The sequence below is a fragment of the Sphingobacterium sp. BIGb0165 genome (assembly GCF_024810095.1).
In the GTDB taxonomy this organism is placed as follows: domain Bacteria; phylum Bacteroidota; class Bacteroidia; order Sphingobacteriales; family Sphingobacteriaceae; genus Sphingobacterium; species Sphingobacterium detergens.
The window spans coordinates 331,831-352,639 of sequence record NZ_JANUEB010000001.1 but is presented as its reverse complement, the minus strand read 5'-3'; the positions used below and the strand labels follow the sequence as shown (position 1 = coordinate 352,639).

At 40.8% G+C, this 20,809-nt stretch carries 20 protein-coding genes; 10 read left to right on the top strand and 10 right to left on the bottom strand.

Features of this window, described 5'->3' with window-relative positions; translation table 11 throughout:
* The first annotated feature begins 8 nt into the window (after positions 1 to 8).
* The gene (gene dnaJ / locus M2408_RS01520; RefSeq protein WP_120258061.1) at positions 9 to 1,166 is read left to right on the top strand and encodes a molecular chaperone DnaJ; all 1,158 of its coding nucleotides are present in this window, start codon (positions 9 to 11) and stop codon (positions 1,164 to 1,166) included.
* A gap of 315 nt (positions 1,167 to 1,481) precedes the next feature.
* Entirely contained in the window at positions 1,482 to 2,120 is a 639-nt protein-coding gene (locus M2408_RS01515; RefSeq protein ID WP_259178650.1) for a porin family protein, read from the top strand.
* Between the two features lie 76 nt (positions 2,121 to 2,196).
* On the opposite strand, the gene M2408_RS01510 is transcribed toward M2408_RS01515, so the two are convergent.
* Positions 2,197 to 2,970, bottom strand: a complete 774-nt coding sequence (locus tag M2408_RS01510; RefSeq protein ID WP_259178648.1) for a C40 family peptidase — start codon at positions 2,968 to 2,970, stop codon at positions 2,197 to 2,199.
* Between the two features lie 74 nt (positions 2,971 to 3,044).
* Here M2408_RS01510 and M2408_RS01505 point away from each other — a divergent pair, with 74 nt between their 5' ends.
* A complete protein-coding gene (locus M2408_RS01505) occupies positions 3,045 to 3,518 on the top strand; it encodes a universal stress protein (RefSeq protein ID WP_259178647.1) in 474 nt (157 codons plus the stop codon).
* 91 nt (positions 3,519 to 3,609) lie between these two features.
* Here M2408_RS01505 and M2408_RS01500 read toward each other — a convergent pair whose 3' ends face one another.
* From M2408_RS01500 to M2408_RS01475, 6 genes are read right to left on the bottom strand one after another with little or no spacing between them, the layout of a single operon-like run.
* Positions 3,610 to 4,785: an RsmB/NOP family class I SAM-dependent RNA methyltransferase gene (locus M2408_RS01500; protein WP_259178646.1), complete on the bottom strand. Its 1,176-nt coding sequence runs from the start codon at positions 4,783 to 4,785 to the stop codon at positions 3,610 to 3,612.
* Between the two features lie 7 nt (positions 4,786 to 4,792).
* Positions 4,793 to 6,076 (bottom strand): ABC transporter substrate-binding protein, encoded by a 1,284-nt coding sequence (locus tag M2408_RS01495; protein ID WP_259178645.1) that lies wholly within the window; start codon positions 6,074 to 6,076, stop codon positions 4,793 to 4,795.
* The gene (gene guaA / locus M2408_RS01490; RefSeq protein ID WP_120258067.1) at positions 6,033 to 7,583 is read right to left on the bottom strand and encodes a glutamine-hydrolyzing GMP synthase; all 1,551 of its coding nucleotides are present in this window, start codon (positions 7,581 to 7,583) and stop codon (positions 6,033 to 6,035) included. The genes M2408_RS01495 and guaA overlap by 44 nt, the downstream gene beginning before the upstream one ends.
* Positions 7,584 to 7,625: 42 nt before the next feature.
* Complete coding sequence (gene pyrF / locus M2408_RS01485; RefSeq protein WP_259178643.1) at positions 7,626 to 8,462, bottom strand: orotidine-5'-phosphate decarboxylase; 837 nt, start codon at positions 8,460 to 8,462, stop codon at positions 7,626 to 7,628.
* Positions 8,463 to 8,481: 19 nt separating this feature from the next.
* Positions 8,482 to 9,075, bottom strand: coding sequence for a TlpA disulfide reductase family protein (locus M2408_RS01480; RefSeq protein ID WP_259178641.1), 594 nt, complete (start codon positions 9,073 to 9,075; stop codon positions 8,482 to 8,484).
* A gap of 19 nt (positions 9,076 to 9,094) precedes the next feature.
* A complete protein-coding gene (locus tag M2408_RS01475; protein WP_259178639.1) occupies positions 9,095 to 9,838 on the bottom strand; it encodes an RluA family pseudouridine synthase in 744 nt (247 codons plus the stop codon).
* A gap of 83 nt (positions 9,839 to 9,921) precedes the next feature.
* Between M2408_RS01475 and panB the strand changes: the two genes are divergently transcribed.
* From panB to M2408_RS01445, 6 genes are all read left to right on the top strand, one after another.
* Positions 9,922 to 10,737 (top strand): 3-methyl-2-oxobutanoate hydroxymethyltransferase, encoded by an 816-nt coding sequence (gene panB, locus M2408_RS01470; protein WP_259178638.1) that lies wholly within the window; start codon positions 9,922 to 9,924, stop codon positions 10,735 to 10,737.
* Between the two features lie 10 nt (positions 10,738 to 10,747).
* Positions 10,748 to 11,350 (top strand): hypothetical protein, encoded by a 603-nt coding sequence (locus M2408_RS01465; protein WP_259178636.1) that lies wholly within the window; start codon positions 10,748 to 10,750, stop codon positions 11,348 to 11,350.
* An 85-nt stretch (positions 11,351 to 11,435) separates the two neighbouring features.
* Positions 11,436 to 11,591: a 30S ribosomal protein THX gene (locus tag M2408_RS01460; protein ID WP_259178635.1), complete on the top strand. Its 156-nt coding sequence runs from the start codon at positions 11,436 to 11,438 to the stop codon at positions 11,589 to 11,591.
* 185 nt (positions 11,592 to 11,776) lie between these two features.
* Complete coding sequence (locus M2408_RS01455) at positions 11,777 to 12,838, top strand: efflux RND transporter periplasmic adaptor subunit (RefSeq protein WP_259178634.1); 1,062 nt, start codon at positions 11,777 to 11,779, stop codon at positions 12,836 to 12,838.
* A gap of 6 nt (positions 12,839 to 12,844) precedes the next feature.
* Positions 12,845 to 15,928 carry an efflux RND transporter permease subunit gene (locus M2408_RS01450; RefSeq protein ID WP_259178633.1) on the top strand — a complete coding sequence of 1,028 codons (3,084 nt, stop codon included), beginning with the start codon at positions 12,845 to 12,847 and terminating at the stop codon, positions 15,926 to 15,928.
* A gap of 7 nt (positions 15,929 to 15,935) precedes the next feature.
* Positions 15,936 to 17,237 (top strand): TolC family protein, encoded by a 1,302-nt coding sequence (locus M2408_RS01445; RefSeq protein WP_259178631.1) that lies wholly within the window; start codon positions 15,936 to 15,938, stop codon positions 17,235 to 17,237.
* Between the two features lie 119 nt (positions 17,238 to 17,356).
* Here the strand turns inward: M2408_RS01445 and M2408_RS01440 are convergent, their stop codons facing one another.
* A complete protein-coding gene (locus M2408_RS01440; protein ID WP_175991998.1) occupies positions 17,357 to 17,623 on the bottom strand; it encodes a hypothetical protein in 267 nt (88 codons plus the stop codon).
* A gap of 324 nt (positions 17,624 to 17,947) precedes the next feature.
* Between M2408_RS01440 and M2408_RS01435 the strand changes: the two genes are divergently transcribed.
* On the top strand, positions 17,948 to 18,673 hold the full coding sequence (locus M2408_RS01435) for an acyl-[acyl-carrier-protein] thioesterase (protein ID WP_259178626.1): 726 nt from the start codon (positions 17,948 to 17,950) through the stop codon (positions 18,671 to 18,673).
* A 53-nt stretch (positions 18,674 to 18,726) separates the two neighbouring features.
* Here M2408_RS01435 and M2408_RS01430 read toward each other — a convergent pair whose 3' ends face one another.
* The gene (locus tag M2408_RS01430) at positions 18,727 to 19,356 is read right to left on the bottom strand and encodes a gluconate 2-dehydrogenase subunit 3 family protein (RefSeq protein ID WP_120258078.1); all 630 of its coding nucleotides are present in this window, start codon (positions 19,354 to 19,356) and stop codon (positions 18,727 to 18,729) included.
* A gap of 19 nt (positions 19,357 to 19,375) precedes the next feature.
* A complete protein-coding gene (locus M2408_RS01425; protein ID WP_259178624.1) occupies positions 19,376 to 20,809 on the bottom strand; it encodes a Gfo/Idh/MocA family protein in 1,434 nt (477 codons plus the stop codon).

The window sequence follows — 20,809 nt, the reverse complement described above, 5'->3', positions numbered from 1 at the left end:
TTAAGACGATGTCAAAAAGAGATTATTACGATATACTTGGTGTCGCGCGTTCAGCGGACGAGAAGGAGATTAAATCATCCTATCGCAAATTAGCGATTAAATATCACCCGGATAAAAACCCCGGTGATCATGAAGCGGAGGAAAAATTTAAGGAGGCTGCTGAGGCATACGATATCTTGAGCAATCCACAAAAACGTCAACGCTACGACCAATTTGGCCATGCTGGTAATTCAGCTAGTGGTGGCTACGGCGGCGGTGGTGGCATGAATATGGATGACATATTTAGCCAGTTTGGTGATATCTTTGGTGGTGGACACCCCTTCGAAAGTTTCTTCGGTGGCGGTGGCGGAGGTCAACGTGGTGGCCGCCGTGTAGCACGCGGAAGCAACTTGCGTATTAAAGTTAAATTAACTCTTGAAGAAATCGCTAAAGGTGTTGAGAAAAAAGTAAAGGTCAACAAACAAGTTTCCTGTCATAGCTGTGATGGCTCAGGAGCGAAAGACAAATCTTCTTTCCATACCTGTAAGACCTGTGGTGGATCAGGATCAGTACGCAGAGTAACAAATACCATCCTGGGCCAAATGCAAACCACCAGCACCTGCCCTACCTGTAATGGTGAAGGTGTTGAAATTACCGCAAAATGTACAACCTGTAGAGGTGAAGGATTAGAGCGTGGTGAAGAAACAATCGCAATCAATATCCCTGCCGGAGTAAGCGAAGGAATGCAACTCTCTATGAGCGGTAAAGGAAACGCTGCCCCACGAGGTGGTATCCCAGGGGATCTTATCATATTAATCGAGGAAGTACCACACGAAAGCTTAAAACGTGACGGCCTTAATGTGATCTATGATCTGTATATTAATTTTGTCGATGCTACATTAGGCACCAGCGTAGAAGTTCCGACAATTGATGGAAAAGCTAAAATAAAAATCGAACCTGGGACACAAGGTGGTAAAATATTACGTCTGAAAGGAAAAGGTATTCCTGAAGTCAATTCTTACCATAAAGGAGATCAGCTTGTCTACGTTAATATCTGGACACCAAAAGCTGTATCCAACGAAGAAAAAGAACTATTGAATAAACTCAAAGAATCACCAAACTTTAAACCACAACCTGGTAAAAGTGAAAAATCATTCTTTGAACGGATAAAAGAATATTTCGAATAAAAGTCGGATTAACCCGATGTCAAAAAGAGCCATTGATCGAACTGATCAATGGCTCTTTCTTTTGCTTTCTTACATCAAACTGACAAATAATAACAAAAAGTCAATACAATATATAAATTCAAAAAAAGAATGGCGTATCGATCAAAAAATAGCAAAATTTAAATAATTGAACCACTATCATTTACAAGTTTGACAAAATATCTAGACAATCCAGTGACAATAAAATAAAATAACTTTACGATATTTGACTAACAAATTAAAAAAGTCAGAAAGTAATTACTGACTTATTAGAACAAACTATTAAAATAAAAACACATGAAAAAAGTTTTACTTACATTAGCAGCCGTAGCTGGTTTGACAGTCGCTTCACAAGCACAGGAATTTGGTTTCAAAAAAACTGACTTCATTGTTGAAGGTAATCTTTCTGCAAATACTTCAAATGACAAAACGAACCACGTAAAAACAAACTCCTTTAACTTCAACCCTTCTGTTGGTTACTTCGTAACTGATAAGATCGCTGTAGGTTTAGATTTCAACGTTGGTAACAATAAAAAAACAACAAATGTTGATCAAACAAACGAAGCATATGTAAAAGCCAATAGCTTTGGAGTAGGTGCTTATGGACGTTACTACTTCCTTGAATTAGGCTCACGTTTCAAAACTTACGCTCAATTAGGTGCTGGTTATGCGCAAGCTGATGGAAAAATCAATGATGGTACAAATACAATTGATGTTCCTAAAACAAAAGGATTTGGTGCAAACGCTGGTTTGGGTATCAACTACTTTGTAACGCCTAAAATTGCGATCAACTTTGGTTTGACTGATTTATTGTCATTCAAAACTTCAAAACTTGACGTTGACGGAGCAAAATCATCTAACGAATTTAACGCAAACATCAATAGCTTCAATAACTTCTTTGATACCGCTAAATTTGGTTTGACATTCAAATTCTAGTCTGCGAAGCTAGAGAATTCAATAATGGAAAAGGCGATAAGATATCTTATCGCCTTTTCTCTTGTTTAAATATCGACTAAATATAACGCTTTACAATACGTAGTTTGTGTGAATATTTATTCAATTCCCGATTAAAGATCCCTTCATTATCCATTCGATCAATACGCACTTTAGCTGATGCATGAATAATAGTATCCCGATCCAACATAATACCTACATGTGTAATGCGTCCGTCCGCGTTGTCAAAATAAGCTAAATCTCCCATCTTAATTTCCGAAATAAAATCAACAGTCTCCCCGACTTCCGCCTGCTGGTATGCATCTCTTGGTAGGTTAATCCCAAAGCAACTATAAATCAATTGAGAAAAACCTGAGCAGTCTATTCCCCATTGAGAGCGTCCACCCCACAAATAGGGAGTATTCTTATAGCTCATGGCGAGTTCAGCAACCTCAGTCTCAAAATCAGACTTGGAAAAGGGATTCACATGGCCTTGGTAAGCCAGATCTAGCTCAGCTAAAGTAAACCTATTGGCCTCATTTAAATAAAGTTTTGTGCCGTGGCATAGATGAAGTTTATTCTCATCATTAAAAAGCAATCCGCCTTCCCTTCCGACCAAACTTGGCGTTCCATCAAAATAGTGCTCAATTTCTACTGGATCAGCTACTATAAACTGACCATTCTGGATCCAGCCCAGATAATCGGTTTCCAACATCCTTATCGCTGTCCAGTCAGTCTCAACGTTCAGAATTTCAAATAATTCCCCAAATAACACTTGGGAAACCATCTCACTTCGATGTGCCTGCTCCGAACGCAAAGGAACCAAAGCAAGTGTACAAATACCATATTTCATTGGCCAAACAAAACAAAACTGTCAAATCTATGATTATATATTATAAAAACGAAGATAAATTAATTATAGTAGATATGGAGAATACAAATTTAAAATTCAAAAGAATACTCGTTGCAGTCGATGATGCTCCATGTTCAGAGAAAGCCATTCTATATGCTAGAGAAATGGCTCAGGTATTAAGTGCTTCTGTCGCCCTTGTCACTGTTATCCCCCCGACCTCACCAACAAACTTCGGAGCGGATCCACTATTGGATCAGCAGCCCATTATCGTACCGGAAGTATCCGAAATGGAACAGGAAAATGCGCAAAAATATCTTGAAAAATTAAGCCGGGAATTTACCGGTTCAGGAGAAGTATATCTTTTCAATCGAATTGGATCAATCAAAGAAGAAATTCTTGCGGCTTCACATGAGTGGTCGGCAGATCTGATTATTATGGGATCTAATGGGAGAAGCGGATTTGATCATTTTATTTCGGGTTCTGTATCTGAATCCGTGATTCGCAAAGCAACCTGTCCAGTATTGGTCATACCAAGCAAATGTGATTAATGGTTATGCAATGATGAAATAGTCGGAGCTAAAATAAAGCGCCTATTCTTTTTCCAAGAATAGGCGCTTCTATATTTTTAGGCCAATTTGCTTATTTTTTGATCAACCGGGCAACAAACATGCTATCTGCTCTTTCTGTATAACCATCCAGACAACGCATACTTTCCAGTTCAAATCCCAAATTGTTTAAGATATAGTCAACAACATCCTCATTCTCTGCTTTAAATACAGAGCAGGTTATATAAACAAGCGGCTTACCTGCTTTCACATATCCCGCAACATGGCTAGCGATAGTTTTCTGCAATGCACTAAATTCCTCAATCTTAGCCGTTTCAAATTCCCGGATCATTTCCGGTGTACGTCCCCAGGTACCCGAGCCTGTACAAGGTGCATCTAATAATACCCCATCAAATTTCTCGTTCCCCAATATCGGATAAGGGTCTTTTGTCAGATCCAATATTTTCTTACGGTAATGTTTAATACCAGCATGATCAAATCGCTCATCCAGGTTACGAAGGATACTCATCCGAAGATCAGATACCAATAAATCAACAGAAGGGCATGCATCCATTAATAAAAGAGATTTACCCCCTGATGCAGCACATGCATCCCACCAGGATTCTCTGTCCTCGGGCTTCATAAATTCAAGCGTACGCTGTGAGGATAAATCCTGTACTTCAATCAGTCCCTCCAAGTTTGAAAAGCGTTGTAAAGAGGTGCCATTGACCAAAGAGATGGTCTGATCGCTCAATTCACTATAGGGAATCTGATTTTCGTCCAAAATCGCACGAACGATCTTATTCTTACCTCGTTTTACCCGAATATACAGATGAGGCTGAACCAGTTGGCTCTTCAAAAATAGCTTGATATCAATCTGAGGTGAGAAATAGGCTGTGAAAGGAAATAGGTCCTCCCTTTTTAGCAGTCCTTCTGATTCAAGAAAAGCAATCTTCTCATCTAAAGATAAGCCCAGCTTATCACCATAAGTAGGTTCAAGCAGATTGACCAAAAGGCTCTCGTTTTCACATAAAAACTCCGCAAGCACCAATCGTCTTTGCTGTGACAATTGAGAAGCTGCTAGCCCCAAGCGGAAATAGTTGTAGCACAGACGGGAAGTGGACCGACGATCCGAAGAGCCCATCTGTTTATTCACCTTAAAAAAAGTCGTTAAATACCGCGAAAATGGTTGATCTCCTTCGAAACTATCCATCGCTCGCTCAAAATTACGTATTTGTTGGTAAACACGTTTTTCACTGAATTCAGCCATTCAAAGATTATTTTCTTTCAAATTTCTTGTTGTGATAGACCATGATTCCCAAAGCCCTATTGGCATACCCCCACTTCGGATAGAATTCAAACCTATAATCGCTATTGAGTCCGGAGAATTTCTCCTGGGTCATATGGCTTACATAGTCAACACCGTATTTATGAAGCAGACGGCCAAAATAAACCGCGGCATCATAACCCTTATAAGAAAACTCAGAAGGATCTACTTTATACAGTGATTTGTAATTTGATACAAACTTTTTCGTATCACCATCGGAATCACTGGCTAAGCTCGAAGAAGTAACCGTCAAGCTATAAAAATCCATGTTTTCAAAATTTTCAAAAGAAAGTTTTGAAAGATTTGGATGACCATACAACTTGAATTGGTTGCCAGGATTCAAAAAACGCTCATCCATAGCATCCAACAATCCTTTTACCAAGTTCTTATTAGCGGTTCCGGATACAACATGATTTGTTCCTGTCAGCACCAGGCTATTATTGAGCTCATTTAGGCTCATAACCGTTTTTACTTTTGCCTGTGCATTCGCTTTTGTGACCTCGCTGGCAAAATTGACCAGGAATTGTTTGCTTTCATCGTCTCCGGCATCATAGATCAAAATCTGATCTCCATTATAATACTGATCGGCAACATATTTCGCCATTGTTTCGGAATGCGTCCGTATCGATGGCGTCATCGACACCAAGTTAGGGACACTAAATTCCGAAGCCATCGTAGCCGCCAATGGGGACACCTGGAGGACATTTTTATTCGCAAAGGTCTGTGCAAAACTTCTGATTTCCCGTGGGTAAACAGGACCTACAACAAGTGCAGCATCCTTTACCGTAGCTGCTGTTCCCAAAGACGCATTGTAAGCTACATTATCGCGCGAGTCGATGACCTGCAAATCAAACAGCATTCCATCCTTAGCGATCTTGTCTAGACCTGCTTGAAAACCTTGGTAAAAGTCCAATGCCAAAGCAGATCGCTCGACATCTTCAGTAGTCACCGCTCTAGCAATGCTATTTAGTTCAAACGGTAAAAGAAGTGCAATTTTATTGTTTTTAACCGAATGGCCATTTACATTTTGCACATCGCCTACTTTTACAGCAGGCTTATCTTTCTCACTGTTTGGTTTGGTGACAGCAGTTTGCTGTTCGCCCCGACTAGAAGAGGGCGAACGCAATACGGTGCTTTTTTTGGTTGTACAGCTGGCGAGGCATAATGCCACGAGTGCTGCAACCCATATTTTATTCCCACTCAATCGTAGCGGGTGGTTTTGAACTGATATCATATACAACTCTGTTTATTCCTTTCACATGGTTGATAATTTCATTTGAAATTTTTGCCAACAGGTCATATGGTAGATGTATCCAATCTGCAGTCATTCCATCAAGAGACCCTACAGCTCTTAAGCTCACAACATGCTCGTAAGTACGTTCGTCACCCATTACCCCTACCGAACGCACAGGTAAAAAGATTGTACCAGCTTGCCATACTTTATCATACCATCCTGATTCCTTCAAGTTACTGATAAAGATTGCATCTGCTTCCTGAACAATTCTTACTCTTTCGGCTGTAATATCACCTAAAATACGAATGGCCAAACCAGGACCTGGAAATGGATGTCTACCTAAAATCGCCTGATCTACCTCTAATGCCTTCCCAACTCTTCTGACTTCGTCTTTAAATAAAGTCTTTAATGGTTCAACAACTTTCAGTTTCATAAAATCCGGCAAACCGCCGACATTATGGTGTGATTTTATTGTTGCTGAAGGTCCTTTAACCGAAACTGATTCAATGATATCGGGATAGATTGTACCTTGTCCCAACCATTTCGCTTCGATTCCTTCTGGTAATTCTTTTTGAATTTCCTTCGCGGCTTCGTCAAACACATCAATAAAAGAATTACCAATGATCTTACGTTTTTCCTCAGGTTCAGAAACTCCTGCCAAACGACCATAAAACAGGTCTTTCGCATTAATTCCCTTAATATTTAAACCCATATTTTTGTAAGAATCCAATACCTGCTCATATTCATCTTTACGAAGTAAGCCATGATCCACAAAAATACAATGTAATTTCTGTCCGATTGCATGGTGTAACAATACTGCGGCAACAGTAGAATCTACACCTCCAGATAAAGCCATGATCACATGGTCATTGCCCAATTGCTCTTTCAGTGATGCTACGGTAGTCTCCACAAATGCATCTGGAGTCCAGTCCTGCGCACAACCACAGATACCAACAACGAAATTTTTCAACAAAATAGCACCATCTGTACTATGTGTTACCTCTGGGTGAAACTGTATACCAAAAGTACGTGTCCCTTTAACCTGGTATGCTGCAACACGCACTTTGTCTGTGCTTGCAATGATATCAAAATTTGCCGGTACCTCTTTGATCGTATCGCCATGCGACATCCATACCTGAGACTGCACAGGTACACCTGCCAATAATTCATTTTCACTATTGACAAATTGCAGATTTGCACGACCATACTCACGGATTTCAGATGGTAATACATCTCCGCCCGATTGTTGAGCAATGTATTGTGCACCATAACACACACCTAAAAGTGGAAAACGCTCCTGAATAGCGACAAAATCAATTTGAGGTGCATCCTCTTGTCGAACGGAAAAGGGACTTCCTGAGAATATAACACCTTTCACAGATTCGTCAAAATCTGGCAATTTATTAAACGGGTGTATCTCACAATACACATTTAGTTCTCTGACACGTCTTGCGATTAATTGCGTGTACTGAGACCCGAAGTCTAGAATGATAATTTTTTCTGGCATGCTGCAAAGGTAAGTATTACGAATGAATTATTAAATGTCAAATCAGGAAATAATACCTGCTTTTAACAGTTCAATTTCCATTTCTTTTTGTAGTTTTAGGGCCTCTTCACGTGCGCGTTCCGCAAAATCACGTCCTTTTGAAGCGTATATAATCCCTCTTGTGCTATTGACCAAGAGTCCACAGTCTTTATTCATACCATATTTGCACACATCTTTCAATGAACCACCCTGTGCACCGACTCCTGGTACCAATAGAAAATGTTCTGGAGCATGCTCACGAATTTTAATAAAGCCTTCCCCTCTCGTTGCACCGACCACATACATTAAATTGTCTGTACTGCCCCAGGTATTTACTTTATCGATGACTTGTTCAAATAACTGAAGACCTTCCTTGTTTTCAAAATTCTGAAAATCTAAACTTCCCTCATTAGAGGTCAATGCTAACACAATAGCCCATTTATCTTTGAACTCCAAAAATGGAGTAACTGAATCTTTTCCCATGTAAGGGGCGATGGTTATGCTATCGAATCCTAAACCGGAGTTTAACTCATCAAAAAAAGCCATGGCATAACGACCTGAGGTATTTCCGATATCACCACGTTTGGCATCAGCAATACTAAAACAATCTTTCGGTAATGCTGCCCAAGTTTTTTGAAGCGACTGCCATCCTTTTAATCCGTAACATTCATAAAAGGCAATATTGGGCTTATAAGCAACACATAGATCAGCTGTAGCATCGATAATTGCTTTATTGAAACTATAGATCGGATCCTCATCATCCAAAAGATGCTCAGGAATCTTAGTAAGGTCTGTGTCCAGTCCGACACATAAAAACGAACGTTTCTCTTTAATTTGATGAATAAGTTCTGCTCTGGTCATGCTAATGTATAGATCGTAATTATTTATTGATTAAATCTTGAATAAAGGTTGTCACATCGGGTGTAGAATAATCGGCCATACCTTCGTGTCGTGTAGCAAGGTTACCTTCCTTGTCCAAAATAACGGTACTTGGAATAGACTCTGAAAGCCATTCTTTGGGAATATCACTGTTCGGATAGCTAATCGGCAGGGTTAATTTCTCATTCTTGACAAAAGCAGCAGCCTTCTCTTTATCACCCTCGATCTCCACAATCAGAAATACAATATTCGGTTTGTCCTTAAATTTATCGTAAAGCACATTAATGGAAGGCATCTCAGCTCGGCATGGCCCACACCAGGTTGCCCAGAAGTTGATAAAAACCACCTTGCCTTTTAGGTATGCTACCTGAACGGTTTCGCCCAGATGGTTAACAAAAGAAACAGTGTTTCTGACAGGTTTTGCTACAGCATCAATCGGCTCGGTGACCTTTTTTGGTGCTTCCAATGTCGGTTTAAATAAACCAATTTTCATCAGCATCTGTTGAAAATAGCTCCTACTCGTTGGCCATATTAATAAACCAATAAGTACTACAAATACAACATTCCCGATTATCTTTTTTGTTTTCGGATTCATAAAGAATAATTACGGCAGGCTAAGCGTCAAATTTGTCCAACAATTTGAGCAAAGTCGCGAAGTCTTTCGGATAAGGTGCCTCGAACACCATCTTCTCTCCATTCAATTCAAACTCCACATGTTTGGCATGTAGGGCAAAACGTTTCATGATCGGTTGTTCTTCCTCGTCCTTGGATAAGGTATAGCCCCTTTTCTTTATTTGTGACAAATAAACAGGCTTCCCGCGGTACATGCTATCCCCTACGATGGCAGCGTGCTGCGTTGCCAGGTGGATACGGATCTGGTGCATACGTCCGGTGATCGGTTTACACTCCACTAAGGTGTAATTCTTATAGTATTTAAGCGAATTAAAGATAGTTTCGGCCGGTTTACCATTGGCGCGGTCAATAGAAACACTTTTGTTACCCTGATTCAAAATCGGCAAATCAACAACAAGGTCCTGGAAAGTGTGTGTACCACCAATGACCGCATGGTAGATCTTGTTGACTCTCCTCCTTTCGAATGCGATGGAAATCGAGCGATAAGTTTCCGGATTTTTCGCAATCAACAAAATACCAGAAGTCTCCTTATCCAAACGATGGCAGACTTGAGCGTCAGCATGATATTTCTTTGCCAAACGGAGAATGTTAATCTCTCCCCCCTCTCTTTCATCCAAAGAAGCAACAAAAGGTGGTTTATTTATAACAATCAAATTTTCATCCTCATGGATTATTAATTCTGAAAATTTGGGAAATTTAAATAGACGGGTTTCATTCTGTATCATTTTACAAAAATACAAAACACAAGGCAGAATATTGGCCAATGTATGATAAAAACCTTACTTTTGGGCATATAATATAAGTTAAGATGTCTGTAAACAAAGAAATAAAACGAGTAAGCACAGCGATGCTACAAGCAATGAAAGACCGTAAAGAGAAGATTTCTATGCTGACAAGCTATGATTACTCCATGGCCAAAATGGTGGATAGCGCTGGTGTGGATGTCATTCTGATCGGAGATTCTGCAGCCAATGTATTCGCTGGTTATGAAACTACCCTGCCAATTACCCTTGACAATATGATCTATCACGCAGCAGCAGTGACCCGGGGTACCGAGCGCGCCATGGTCTTAGCAGACTTACCTTTTGGCAGCTATCAAGGCTCAGCCAACGAGGCTTATAATGCTGCTGTTCGCATGATGAAAGAATCCGGTGCCCATGCCTTGAAATTAGAAGGTGGCCTGGAGATCATCGAAAATATCAGAAAAATTATTTCCGGCGGAATCCCTGTTTGTGGACATTTGGGCTTAACGCCACAATCCATTAATAAGTTTGGAAATTTTGGTGTACGTGCCAAAGAAGAACAAGAAGCCGCTAAACTTATTGAAGATGCCCTAGCTTTGCAAGAAGCAGGTTGTTTTGCCATTGTATTGGAGAAAATCCCAGCTGCTCTGGCAAAGACAGTAACCGAAAAATTGGCCATTCCAACCATTGGAATCGGTGCTGGCGCCGATTGTGATGGACAAGTGCTTGTGATCAATGACATGCTAGGCATGAATGCCGACTTTAAACCGAAGTTTATGCGGCATTTCGCCAATCTACATGAGCAGATCACTACGGCAGTAAGTAATTATGTAGCTGAAGTCAAGGCAGTGCAATATCCAAACTCTGAAGAACAATACTAAGTAAAGCGCTATGAGATTGTTGATCATAGGACTAATTCTCCTTGTCGCCTATCTGATGCTTCGAAAAAAGTTTAATTTTTTCGAAGCATCAGATACGAATTCCAAAAACTTAAAATCGGGTTTTCAATTGATAGAAGCACCAGCTGCTCTTATTCAATCCACCTTAAAGAAAACAATCTCCAATGTCATTATGGGCCTGGTGCTGATCCTCATCACGGTATTACTCTTTGTCAAAATTAAAATCGTGTTGCTTCTCCTCCCAATTGCCTTCTTTTTAATTGGATACCTCTTTCTTTTCAACAATCACTTCAGCAAGATCAAAAGCCAGCAGATCTGGTTTAACGCCAAAACAAATGAAGTTTTTGTTGAACAGCTTAAAGCAGAAAACTATGCTTTTAACATTTTCCAAGATGTACAAGCTGTGCAAAAGATCGAATCTGTTCAAACAACAAGAGGTTTGCTCTATGGCTATTATCGGATAAAACTAAAAGATCAACTCTTGGAAATCCCCTATTTGCTGGCTGAAAATAAACCAACCAACAAGCTGTTTTTTGATACCCTTACCCAAAACTTTAAAATTGAAACACAGAAAAGAATTTTCCCAATCATTTAACACTTAGTAGATTGCAAATACAAAAGAAAAATGGTACATTTAGGTTAATCAAGAATACATTGTTAAAACCAAAATATTTTATACTATGGGAAAAGGTGATATCAAAACCAGAAGAGGAAAAATATCAAATGGTTCTTTTGGAAAAAGAAGGCCACATTTATCGAAAGCTTCCATCAAGCCAAAAGTAGGTGCTGCAGCGCCAAAAGAAGTTGAACAGAAAGCAACTAAAACGAAAAAATAGTACGCATAAAGCTAGAACAGGTTTCTAGCTTTTTTTATAGTATGTAGTCACATTAGTGGATATACGGGCAAATTCATTGTTATCTTGCAGTCTGTATTGTAAAATCCTTTTGACAACCGGTATCATCATCAGAATAAACCTATCTTTATCCGTCAAATCAAAAAACCACATAAGGACTATACCGCATGAATAAAAAAACGACCCTCTACATCATTTTAGCCTGTGCTGTCATTGGAGGGGGATATTTCCTCTTAAATCCAAAAAAAGACAAGAAAGAAAGCGATAAATCTGCTGTTAAAAAGGATGCTCCTATCCCTGCACAGGCGATTATTGCAAAGTCATCTGTAGCGGATCGTTCCATCAATTTGTCTGGAAGTATTGATGCCGAAGAAAAAGTGGAGATCAGAAGCGAAGTCAGTGGTCGAATTACAAAAATCTACTTTTCTGAGGGGCAGCGGATCCAACAGGGACAGCCCTTGATCAAGATTGATGATATCGAGTTACAGGCGCAGCTTAAACAGGGGCAAACAACAAATCAGCTAAATGCCGAAAACGAGCGTCGCGCAAAACTTTTGCTCCAAAAGGGCGCGATCAGCCAGGAAGAATTTGATATCGCCAGTGCAGCACTTAAAACTTCACAGGCCCAGATCCAACTGATTCAGGCGCAGATTTCCAAAACAACCGTACGTGCACCATTTAGTGGGATGATTGGCTTAAGAAATATTTCCGTTGGTGCTATCGTCTCATCCAATACGTTGATCGCAAATTTGGTCAAGGACAATTCAGTTAAGATTACCTTCGCTATTCCGGAGAAATACAGCAACGTAATCAAACTAAACACTCCCATCGAATTTAGTGTTGCCAATGACCCTACTGTTATCAAAGCGAATATCTATGCGATAGAGCCTGAGGTATCGCTGAGTACGCGTACCTTAACTGTTCGTGCGCGGGCAGCAAACGAACAAGGACGCCTTCGCGTAGGCTCTTTTGTCAATGTCATCCTTCCGATCGAAGTGGAAAATGACGCCATTGCTATCCCAACAGAAGCGATCGTTCCAGTTCAAGACGGCAAAAAAGTCTTTATATTACAGAATGGGCTGGCTAAAGAAACCAAAGTTGAAACTGGCGCCCGCACCGATAAGGAGATTGTTATCCTATCGGGTATAAGTGCTGGAGATACTGTATTGACAACAGGTGTTCTCGCATTAAAAGATGGAGTGAAAGTTAAAGTATCATTAGCTAACTAACTGTACATGAATTTATCTGCCGTTTTTATTAAGCGCCCTGTGCTAACCATTGTCGTCAATATTACGATTATTCTATTCGGCTACATTGGCTTTAGCTTTCTGGGTGTGCGTGAATACCCTTCCATTGATCCGGCGATCGTATCGGTGCGCACCAACTATGCTGGTGCCAATCCTGATATTATCGAATCCCAGATCACCGAACCTTTAGAGAAAGCGATCAACTCCATCGATGGTATCCGCAACATATCATCCTCCAGCAATCAGGGATCCAGCAATATCACCATAGAGTTCGATTTAAAGAAAAATCTGGAAGAGGCCGCCAATGACGTCCGCGACAAGGTGTCCCAAGCAGTGAGAAGTTTGCCTCAAGATATCGATGCTCCTCCTGTTGTGTCAAAAGCCGATGCGGATTCCGACCCCATCATCACGCTCACCTTGCAAAGCGAAACGAGAGATAAACTTTCGTTGAGCGACTATGCCGAAAATGTTATCTCCGAAAGATTACAGACCATCCCCGGCGTCAGTAGCACCCAAATCTATGGTCAAAAACGATATGCCATGCGGCTATGGCTCAACCCCGACCGGATGGCGGCCTACGGCATTACCGCCTCCGATATCCGTACCGCACTAAATAACCAAAATGTTGAATTGCCTTCTGGTAAAATTGTGGGCAATACCACCGAATTAACTGTAAAAACAGTAGGAAATCTCTCCACACCGGAGCAATTTAACAATATCGTCCTAAAAGCAGATAGCACACGCTTGGTTAAGTTTATCGACATTGGCCGTGCCGAAATTGACGCCGAAAATCTAGAGACCAAAATGGTCAGTAATGGCAAACAACTGGTCGGCGTTGCCATTATTCCACAGCCAGGTACAAATTACCTTGATATAGCCGACAACTTTTACAAGATGCTCGATCAGATGAAAGAGGATATCCCACAGGATATCAGTATCAATATCGCATCCGACAACACCAAATTCATCAAAAAATCCGTTGTAGAGGTTGCTGAGACTTTACTGATTTCCATCATCCTGGTTACACTGATCATCTATTTCTTCTTTCGCGATTGGGGAATAGCCTTGCGACCTCTATTGGATATCCCGGTTTCATTGATCGCAACTTTTTTTATCATGTACATTTTTGGCTTTTCGATAAATGTACTTACCCTGCTTGCAATTGTATTAGCGACAGGGCTCGTAGTCGATGATGGGATTGTCGTTACCGAAAACATTTTTAAGAAAGTTGAGGAAGGCATGTCCCCTATCGAAGCTGCGCTAAAGGGCTCAAAGGAGATTTTCTTTGCTGTTATTTCCATTTCCATCACACTCGCTTCTGTTTTCTTACCTGTCATATTTTTGGAGGGATTCGTCGGGCGACTGTTTCGGGAATTCGGTGTGGTCATTGCCTCCGCGGTGCTGGTATCGGCCTTTGTTTCACTGACGTTGACACCTATGCTGAATGCTTACCTGATTAAGGGCGGAGGCCACAAAAAGACCCGCTTTTATGAATGGACTGAGCCGATGTTTGTGAAAATGAACAAAGGTTACGCCAATTCCCTGGATAAATTCATGAAATTCAAATGGATAAGCTTCCCGATCTTATTGATCTGTTTTGTCATCATTGCGGTGATTTTCTCTTCGATTAAAAAAGAAACAGCTCCTTATGACGACCGGAGTGCCATAATGGTCAATGTTACTGGCCCCGAGGGCGCAACCTATGAATACATGGATCGCTATATGCAGGAACTGGATAAACTGGTTTACGATTCGATTCCCGAAAATAAGATCAGTTTGAATATCACCTCTCCGGGTTTCGGGGCGAGTTCGGTCAACTCCGGACGTATTCGGATGACCCTGGTCGATCCTGAAGAACGCACAAGGTCACAAGATGACGTCGCGAAAGAGCTGACCAAATGGACAAAAAAATACGATGGTGTACGTGTCAATGTATCACAGACACCAACCATCTCGATGAACCGTCGAGGCGGCTTACCCGTTCAATATATTATCCAGGCACAAAATTTTGAAAAGCTTCAGGAAAAAATACCGGAATTCATGAATGAGGTGAATAATGATCCAACATTCTCAACAACAGATATCAATCTGAAGTTTAACAAACCCGAACTTCATGTTGAGATCGATCGCTTAAAAGCCTTGAGTATGGGTGTATCTGTGCTCGATGTATCCCAATCCCTTCAATTACTATTAAGTGGTCAGCGTTTTGCTTATTTTATGCGCGATGGCAAGCAATATCAGGTGATTGGACAGGTTGATAACAATAGACGGGCAACACCAACAGATCTGACCTCAATTTATGTTCGCAATAATATCGGACAACTCATACAACTCGATAACGTTGTCAATGTCAAAGAAGAAAGTAGTCCACCACAACTTTACCACAATAATCGGTATATGTCAGCGACAGTTTCTGCTGGCTTGGCTCCGGGCATGAGTATGAGTGACGGTATTGCAGCAATGGACCGTATCAAGGAGAAAGTATTGGATCAAAGTTTTACCACTGACCTCAGTGGCGAATCCCGCGATTTTGTCGAAAGTAGTTCCAATACCCTATTTGCTTTTGGATTGGCCCTACTGTTGATCTATTTGATATTAGCAGCTCAGTTTGAAAGCTTCCTAGATCCTTTTATCATCATCCTTACTGTCCCAATGGCCGTCGCCGGTGCACTGATCAGTCTATGGTTATTTGATCAGACTTGGAATATATTCAGCCAGATCGGAACCATCATGCTGATAGGTCTGGTGACGAAAAACGGGATCTTGATTGTTGAATTTGCCAACCAGATGCGGGAAGAAGGTATGGAAAAATTTGAAGCGATCATGCACTCGGCCGAATCACGCCTACGACCGATCTTAATGACCAGTCTGGCCATTGCGCTTGGCGCATTACCCATTGCGATGTCCCTGGGTGCAGCCTCTACGAGCCGTATTGGTATGGGGGTTGTCATTGTCGGTGGTACTATATTCTCGTTGATACTGACTTTGTTTATTATCCCTGCAATTTATTACATGTGGTCAAGACCAAAGAAACACAGACCTGAATTTGATAACATTAAAAGCTACGAATAGATCAGACATGAAGAGAAATGTAATCATAACACTGCTGCTTAGTTTCATCCTAATTCAAGCCCGTGCACAACAAATGTTGACGCTGGAGGAAGCGTTGACGACCACTTTGAGCAACAACTTTAATATCCTTTTGGCCAAAAATGACAACAAAATAGACATTGAAAACACAAGCCTCGGTAGTGCTGGCATGCTGCCAGCGGTTACAGGTAGTTTCAGTCGGAGCAACTCAATCCAAAACTCCCGTCAAGTAAGGGCTGATGGTCAGGTACAACAGATTTCCAATGCGAAAAACGACAATATGTCCTATGGTGTTAATCTTAACTGGACGGTTTTTGACGGGTTCGGTATGTTTGCCCGTCGTGATAGATTCAAAGAAATACAGCGTCAAGGTGAAGCCGAAATCAAATTTGAGGTAATCAGCCAATTGAGTGAAGTTATCGCGACCTATTACAGCTTAGTGCAACAAAAGCGTTTATTGAATGCTTTAGATACCACCATCACCCTGTCTCAATATCGCGTTACCCTAGCCGAGAACCGTTTGGAGATCGGGAAGGGATCCAAATTAGATTTACTGAATGCAAAAGTAGACCTAAATACCGATCAGACCAATTTACTACGCCAACGGGAAAGTTTTCAAAACACGAAGACCTACCTGAACCAGCTCATGACCCGTGATCTAGGCATAGATTTTCAAGTTGAAAACGAAATGAAATTGGATACCGACCTTAAACTGGGCGATCTGATCCAGATCGCCGATCAACAGAATCCGCAGGTACAGCTCGCCCTCATCAACAGACGGGTTGCCGAACTGAACCTAAAGTCTGTAAAAGCAGAACGTTATCCCAAAATAGGCCTGAATACAGGCTACAATTGGAATGAATCCCACTCCTCATTGGGTTTCTCCACCGAAAACAAAAATAAAGGTCTCAACTATGGCGTTACCGCTTCGCTGAATATCTTTAATGGATTTATTCAAAACAGAAATGAACGGATTGCCAAATTTCAGGTACAAAGCACCGAAATACAGATTCAACAACAAAAGCAAAGTATACAGGCACAAGTTAGAACCCTATTTCAAACCTATATCACCAACATCGAATTAGCGGACGTAGAGAAAAAGAATGAGGAGCTCGCCAAGGAAAATCTAAATATCACCATGGATAAATTTCGCATCGGCACAATCACGACACTCGAGGTTAGAACGGCGCAACTAAATTATATCAATGCCATGACACGGAGCTATACCGCACAATACGATGCAAAGGTTTCAGAAATACGTCTGAAAGAACTAACAGGCGAAACATATTAGTTTTCATCAATTATTTTGCTGCAAATGAGCAGCAGAACCAATCTGTTCACATTGTAAATTGGGCATTAAAAAAGCTCCTAAAAAATTTCAGGAGCTTTTTTTATCGGAAGTCGTTCTTATTAATAGTCAATTGCAATAATAGACCGAAGTGGGATCAATACGCCACTTTTGATCTGAATATATCTATCGGTTAATGACCACACTGTGGTTTCGATACGCTTTGGTCCGGAATCTGTTTGAAAGGCTATTTCAGTTTTGGATTTAAATTCATTTCCCAACCGAAGGGCCCCTTTCAATTTATCCATAAAACTTGCTGACTTATCTTCACTCGCAGGGATAAATTTAAATTGAGGAATTTCCTCTTTAGCTATTAGTTCTCCAACCATAATATTAGCATTTAATGTGTAAATTTAATGTTTCACGTTATACTAGATATAACGTGATAAAACCAATCTTATTTTATTATTTTATGCCATTGGCTTATTTAAATCTACCTAATCCGGTGATAATAATCAATTAAATAATTGAAAACTATCATTTATTTTACAATAAAAAAACGATTGGCGGTTTCCCTCTTTTTTCGTCGATTTATGCCCAAAAATAGCCCAACAGTTCATATTATCGGAATATCTTAAAATTATGTCATTTCATTTTGAATTTAAGGCACAAATCAGTCATATTGCCTAATTTTGCAAAAAACTAAACAACAGATGGAAAAATCAGTCTTTGAGAAAAACTGGGAAATTTATTTCACACAATGTTACTCCAATGGTCGTATCCGTTTCTCCGACTTGTCAAATATTCTTCAACTTACTGCGGGTGAACATGCGACCAATGTTGGTTTCGGTTTTAAAGAAATGGCCAAACACAACCAAACCTGGGTGCTCAGCCGAATGCGTATTGAAATCAACAGACTGCCTAAATGGATGGACATTGTCCAGGTAAGAACATGGATACAGGAACTGGAAGGTGCGCGCTCTACACGTAATTTTGAAATTTTGGTGAATGGACAGGTGTATGTTACGGCCACAAGCTATTGGGCGGTAATCAATACCGTAAAAAGAAGTTCCGAAGATCTAGCCATTTCGGCAGCAGGTTTTACAACTTACCCCGATCGCCCTGCGACACAACGACCTTTCTCAAAACTGGATATTTCTCAGCTTGTCAAAAATATAGATCAATATATCGTCAAGTTATCCGATCTTGATATTGTCAATCATGCCAATAATGTCAAATACCTGGATTGGTGTATGGATCGGCTCCCGATCGAACTCGTTCTGACCAATCAGATCAAGTCGTTGGAGATGAACTACCTCAGAGAACTCCGTTATAATGATACTGTGGACATTAATGGTGATTCAACGGATAAAGGCTATTTTATGACTGTGACAAAACAACAACGTATTCATTTTGCCCTGGAAGTAGAAACTAAATAACAATAAAAAAGGAGGCTTGTGCCTCCTTTTTTATTGTGCGCAGCGCATAATTACTATGCAAATGCCTTGTCTCCTTTTTTGTAAGGAAAGTTCCCATCATATTTTCCAGGAATTTTGACAAAACGTAATGCTTTTGTACAACCCAATTCTGAGTTAAAGAAACCTGTCAACGTCAATTGCTTAAACATAGTGAACCAGTGCGGTGGATCATTTTCTACATAATTATACAATTGATTTTGTTTTTCTTTGTTTTTCTCCAGGATGTCCTTTTGATCTTCAGCCTGTTTCTTATTAAACTCATTTGCTTCTTTATCCAAAGCTGCCGCTACAGCTGTGCGATCTGCAGCCGAAAGCTCAAGGAATGGTTTTCCTTTGACTTCTTTTGCTTTATTATCCAAGCTTGCAAGACCAGTTACAAATGCTTTCTGTTGCTTTTCAGTGTAACAGTCACGGACCATCACAGGAATAAAGCTTCCTACACCAGCTTCTTTAGCTCCAGGAGTAGCGGTTGCAGGTAAAATAGCCTCAGCTAAATCGCCCAACAAATCTGTCGTCTTTGCTTCAAATAAGCCTTCCACATCCTTTGTAGCCGAACGCGTACAGCCTTCCAAAAATAAATTGGCGCCGATAACGGTACCTCCTAAAATCAAGGCAACTCGTTGTAATGCTTCTCTTCTATTCATACTACTAAATATCTTAATTTTAGAAATTATATTTCATTTCCCAACCTTGTCTGTAATTACGTTTGACATATTGATTCACATGATCAAAGTTTGTCACACGCATATTGTCATTATCCCATAACAATTTTAGATTACGTCCTGGATATTTTCCATCCAAACGTAAATCCGCACCTCTGATCGCAAGGTTAGCCATCAACAAAGCTTCAGTCAATGGACCAGCAATTTCAAATGGTGAACTCACTTCTTTTTTACCATAACCAGCTTGACAAGCTTCCACCCATTGTGCATAGTGACCTGATTCCTGTCCCGGTACACGTGCATATTTCTGCGCAACTTGATCTTTTCTTGACGTTGGCAACAAACGTGCATTTTGACCGTATGTATCCGCAAGGATCTTACCTTTGGTACCGACTAACAAAATACCGTTACCACCATCACCGAAGATTTCATTTGGACCCAATTCATCCGGACGTGCAGGTTGAATACCACCGTCCATCCAATGCAATGTTACAGGACCACTTGTACGCGGTGTTTTAGGGAACGTCAATGTCGCGTGACTTGATGGAGGGCAGCTCTCAGGGAAATAACCACGTTTGAACTCATCCACATAAACAGAACCTACAGTTGCCTGTACATCTTGCACATAAGTCAGACCCAACGTACTGAAAGGAACTTCCAACAAGTGACAGCCCATATCACCCAATGCACCAGTACCGTAATCCCACCAGCCACGCCAGTTAAACGGCACCAATTTATCTACATACTCCTTGTGAGGAGCAGTTCCCAACCAAAGATCCCAATCCAATTCTTTTGGAATTTCAGCCTTACCAGTTGGCCATGCAATACCAGACGGCCATACTGGACGGTCAGTCCAGCAATATACCGTATGTACATCACCGATTAAACCAGCTTCATACCATTCACGGACAAAACGCGGTCCGTCATTGGATGCCCCTTGGTTTCCCATCTGGGTTACAACTTTATATTTCTTCGCTGCATGCGTCAGTGCTCTTGCTTCCCAGACATCATGAGTCAAAGGTTTCTGAACGTATACGTGCTTACCAAGTTGCATGGCAGCCAACGCCTGAATCGCATGTTGATGATCTGGAGTAGAAACAGAAACAGCTTCTATGCGTTTATGCTCTTTGTCCAACATCTCGCGATAATCTTTATAATACTTTGCTTTTGGGTAACGTTTCAAGGCACCTGCAGCACGACGATCATCCACGTCACATAAGAAAGCGAGATCCGCTTTACCTGAATCATGAAATGAGTTAATGTCGCTGAACCCTTTACCCCCTACACCAATACCAGCTATTTGTAACTTATCACTAGGAGCGATGAAACCATTTCCTCCTAATACATGACGAGGAACGATCATAAAAGCTGCCGCAGCGGTTGCCGCAGTCTTTAAGAAATCTCTTCTGCTCGACTTATTTGAGTTATTTTCCAT

Bases quoted from the DNA above. Each gene is read 5' to 3' on its own strand.
- guaA (WP_120258067.1), bottom strand. From the start codon at position 7,583: ATGCCAGAAAAAATTATCATTCTAGACTTCGGGTCTCAGTACACGCAA.
- M2408_RS01455 (WP_259178634.1), top strand. From the start codon at position 11,777: ATGAATAAAAAAACGACCCTCTACATCATTTTAGCCTGTGCTGTCATT.
- M2408_RS01495 (WP_259178645.1), bottom strand. From the start codon at position 6,076: ATGATATCAGTTCAAAACCACCCGCTACGATTGAGTGGGAATAAAATA.
- M2408_RS01445 (WP_259178631.1), top strand. From the start codon at position 15,936: ATGAAGAGAAATGTAATCATAACACTGCTGCTTAGTTTCATCCTAATT.
- M2408_RS01450 (WP_259178633.1), top strand. From the start codon at position 12,845: ATGAATTTATCTGCCGTTTTTATTAAGCGCCCTGTGCTAACCATTGTC.
- pyrF (WP_259178643.1), bottom strand. From the start codon at position 8,462: ATGACCAGAGCAGAACTTATTCATCAAATTAAAGAGAAACGTTCGTTT.
- M2408_RS01475 (WP_259178639.1), bottom strand. From the start codon at position 9,838: ATGATACAGAATGAAACCCGTCTATTTAAATTTCCCAAATTTTCAGAA.
- M2408_RS01435 (WP_259178626.1), top strand. From the start codon at position 17,948: ATGGAAAAATCAGTCTTTGAGAAAAACTGGGAAATTTATTTCACACAA.
- M2408_RS01465 (WP_259178636.1), top strand. From the start codon at position 10,748: ATGAGATTGTTGATCATAGGACTAATTCTCCTTGTCGCCTATCTGATG.
- M2408_RS01500 (WP_259178646.1), bottom strand. From the start codon at position 4,785: ATGGCTGAATTCAGTGAAAAACGTGTTTACCAACAAATACGTAATTTT.
- M2408_RS01515 (WP_259178650.1), top strand. From the start codon at position 1,482: ATGAAAAAAGTTTTACTTACATTAGCAGCCGTAGCTGGTTTGACAGTC.
- dnaJ (WP_120258061.1), top strand. From the start codon at position 9: ATGTCAAAAAGAGATTATTACGATATACTTGGTGTCGCGCGTTCAGCG.
- M2408_RS01510 (WP_259178648.1), bottom strand. From the start codon at position 2,970: ATGAAATATGGTATTTGTACACTTGCTTTGGTTCCTTTGCGTTCGGAG.
- M2408_RS01460 (WP_259178635.1), top strand. From the start codon at position 11,436: ATGGGAAAAGGTGATATCAAAACCAGAAGAGGAAAAATATCAAATGGT.
- M2408_RS01440 (WP_175991998.1), bottom strand. From the start codon at position 17,623: ATGGTTGGAGAACTAATAGCTAAAGAGGAAATTCCTCAATTTAAATTT.
- M2408_RS01430 (WP_120258078.1), bottom strand. From the start codon at position 19,356: ATGAATAGAAGAGAAGCATTACAACGAGTTGCCTTGATTTTAGGAGGT.
- M2408_RS01505 (WP_259178647.1), top strand. From the start codon at position 3,045: ATGGAGAATACAAATTTAAAATTCAAAAGAATACTCGTTGCAGTCGAT.
- panB (WP_259178638.1), top strand. From the start codon at position 9,922: ATGTCTGTAAACAAAGAAATAAAACGAGTAAGCACAGCGATGCTACAA.
- M2408_RS01425 (WP_259178624.1), bottom strand. From the start codon at position 20,809: ATGGAAAATAACTCAAATAAGTCGAGCAGAAGAGATTTCTTAAAGACT.
- M2408_RS01480 (WP_259178641.1), bottom strand. From the start codon at position 9,075: ATGAATCCGAAAACAAAAAAGATAATCGGGAATGTTGTATTTGTAGTA.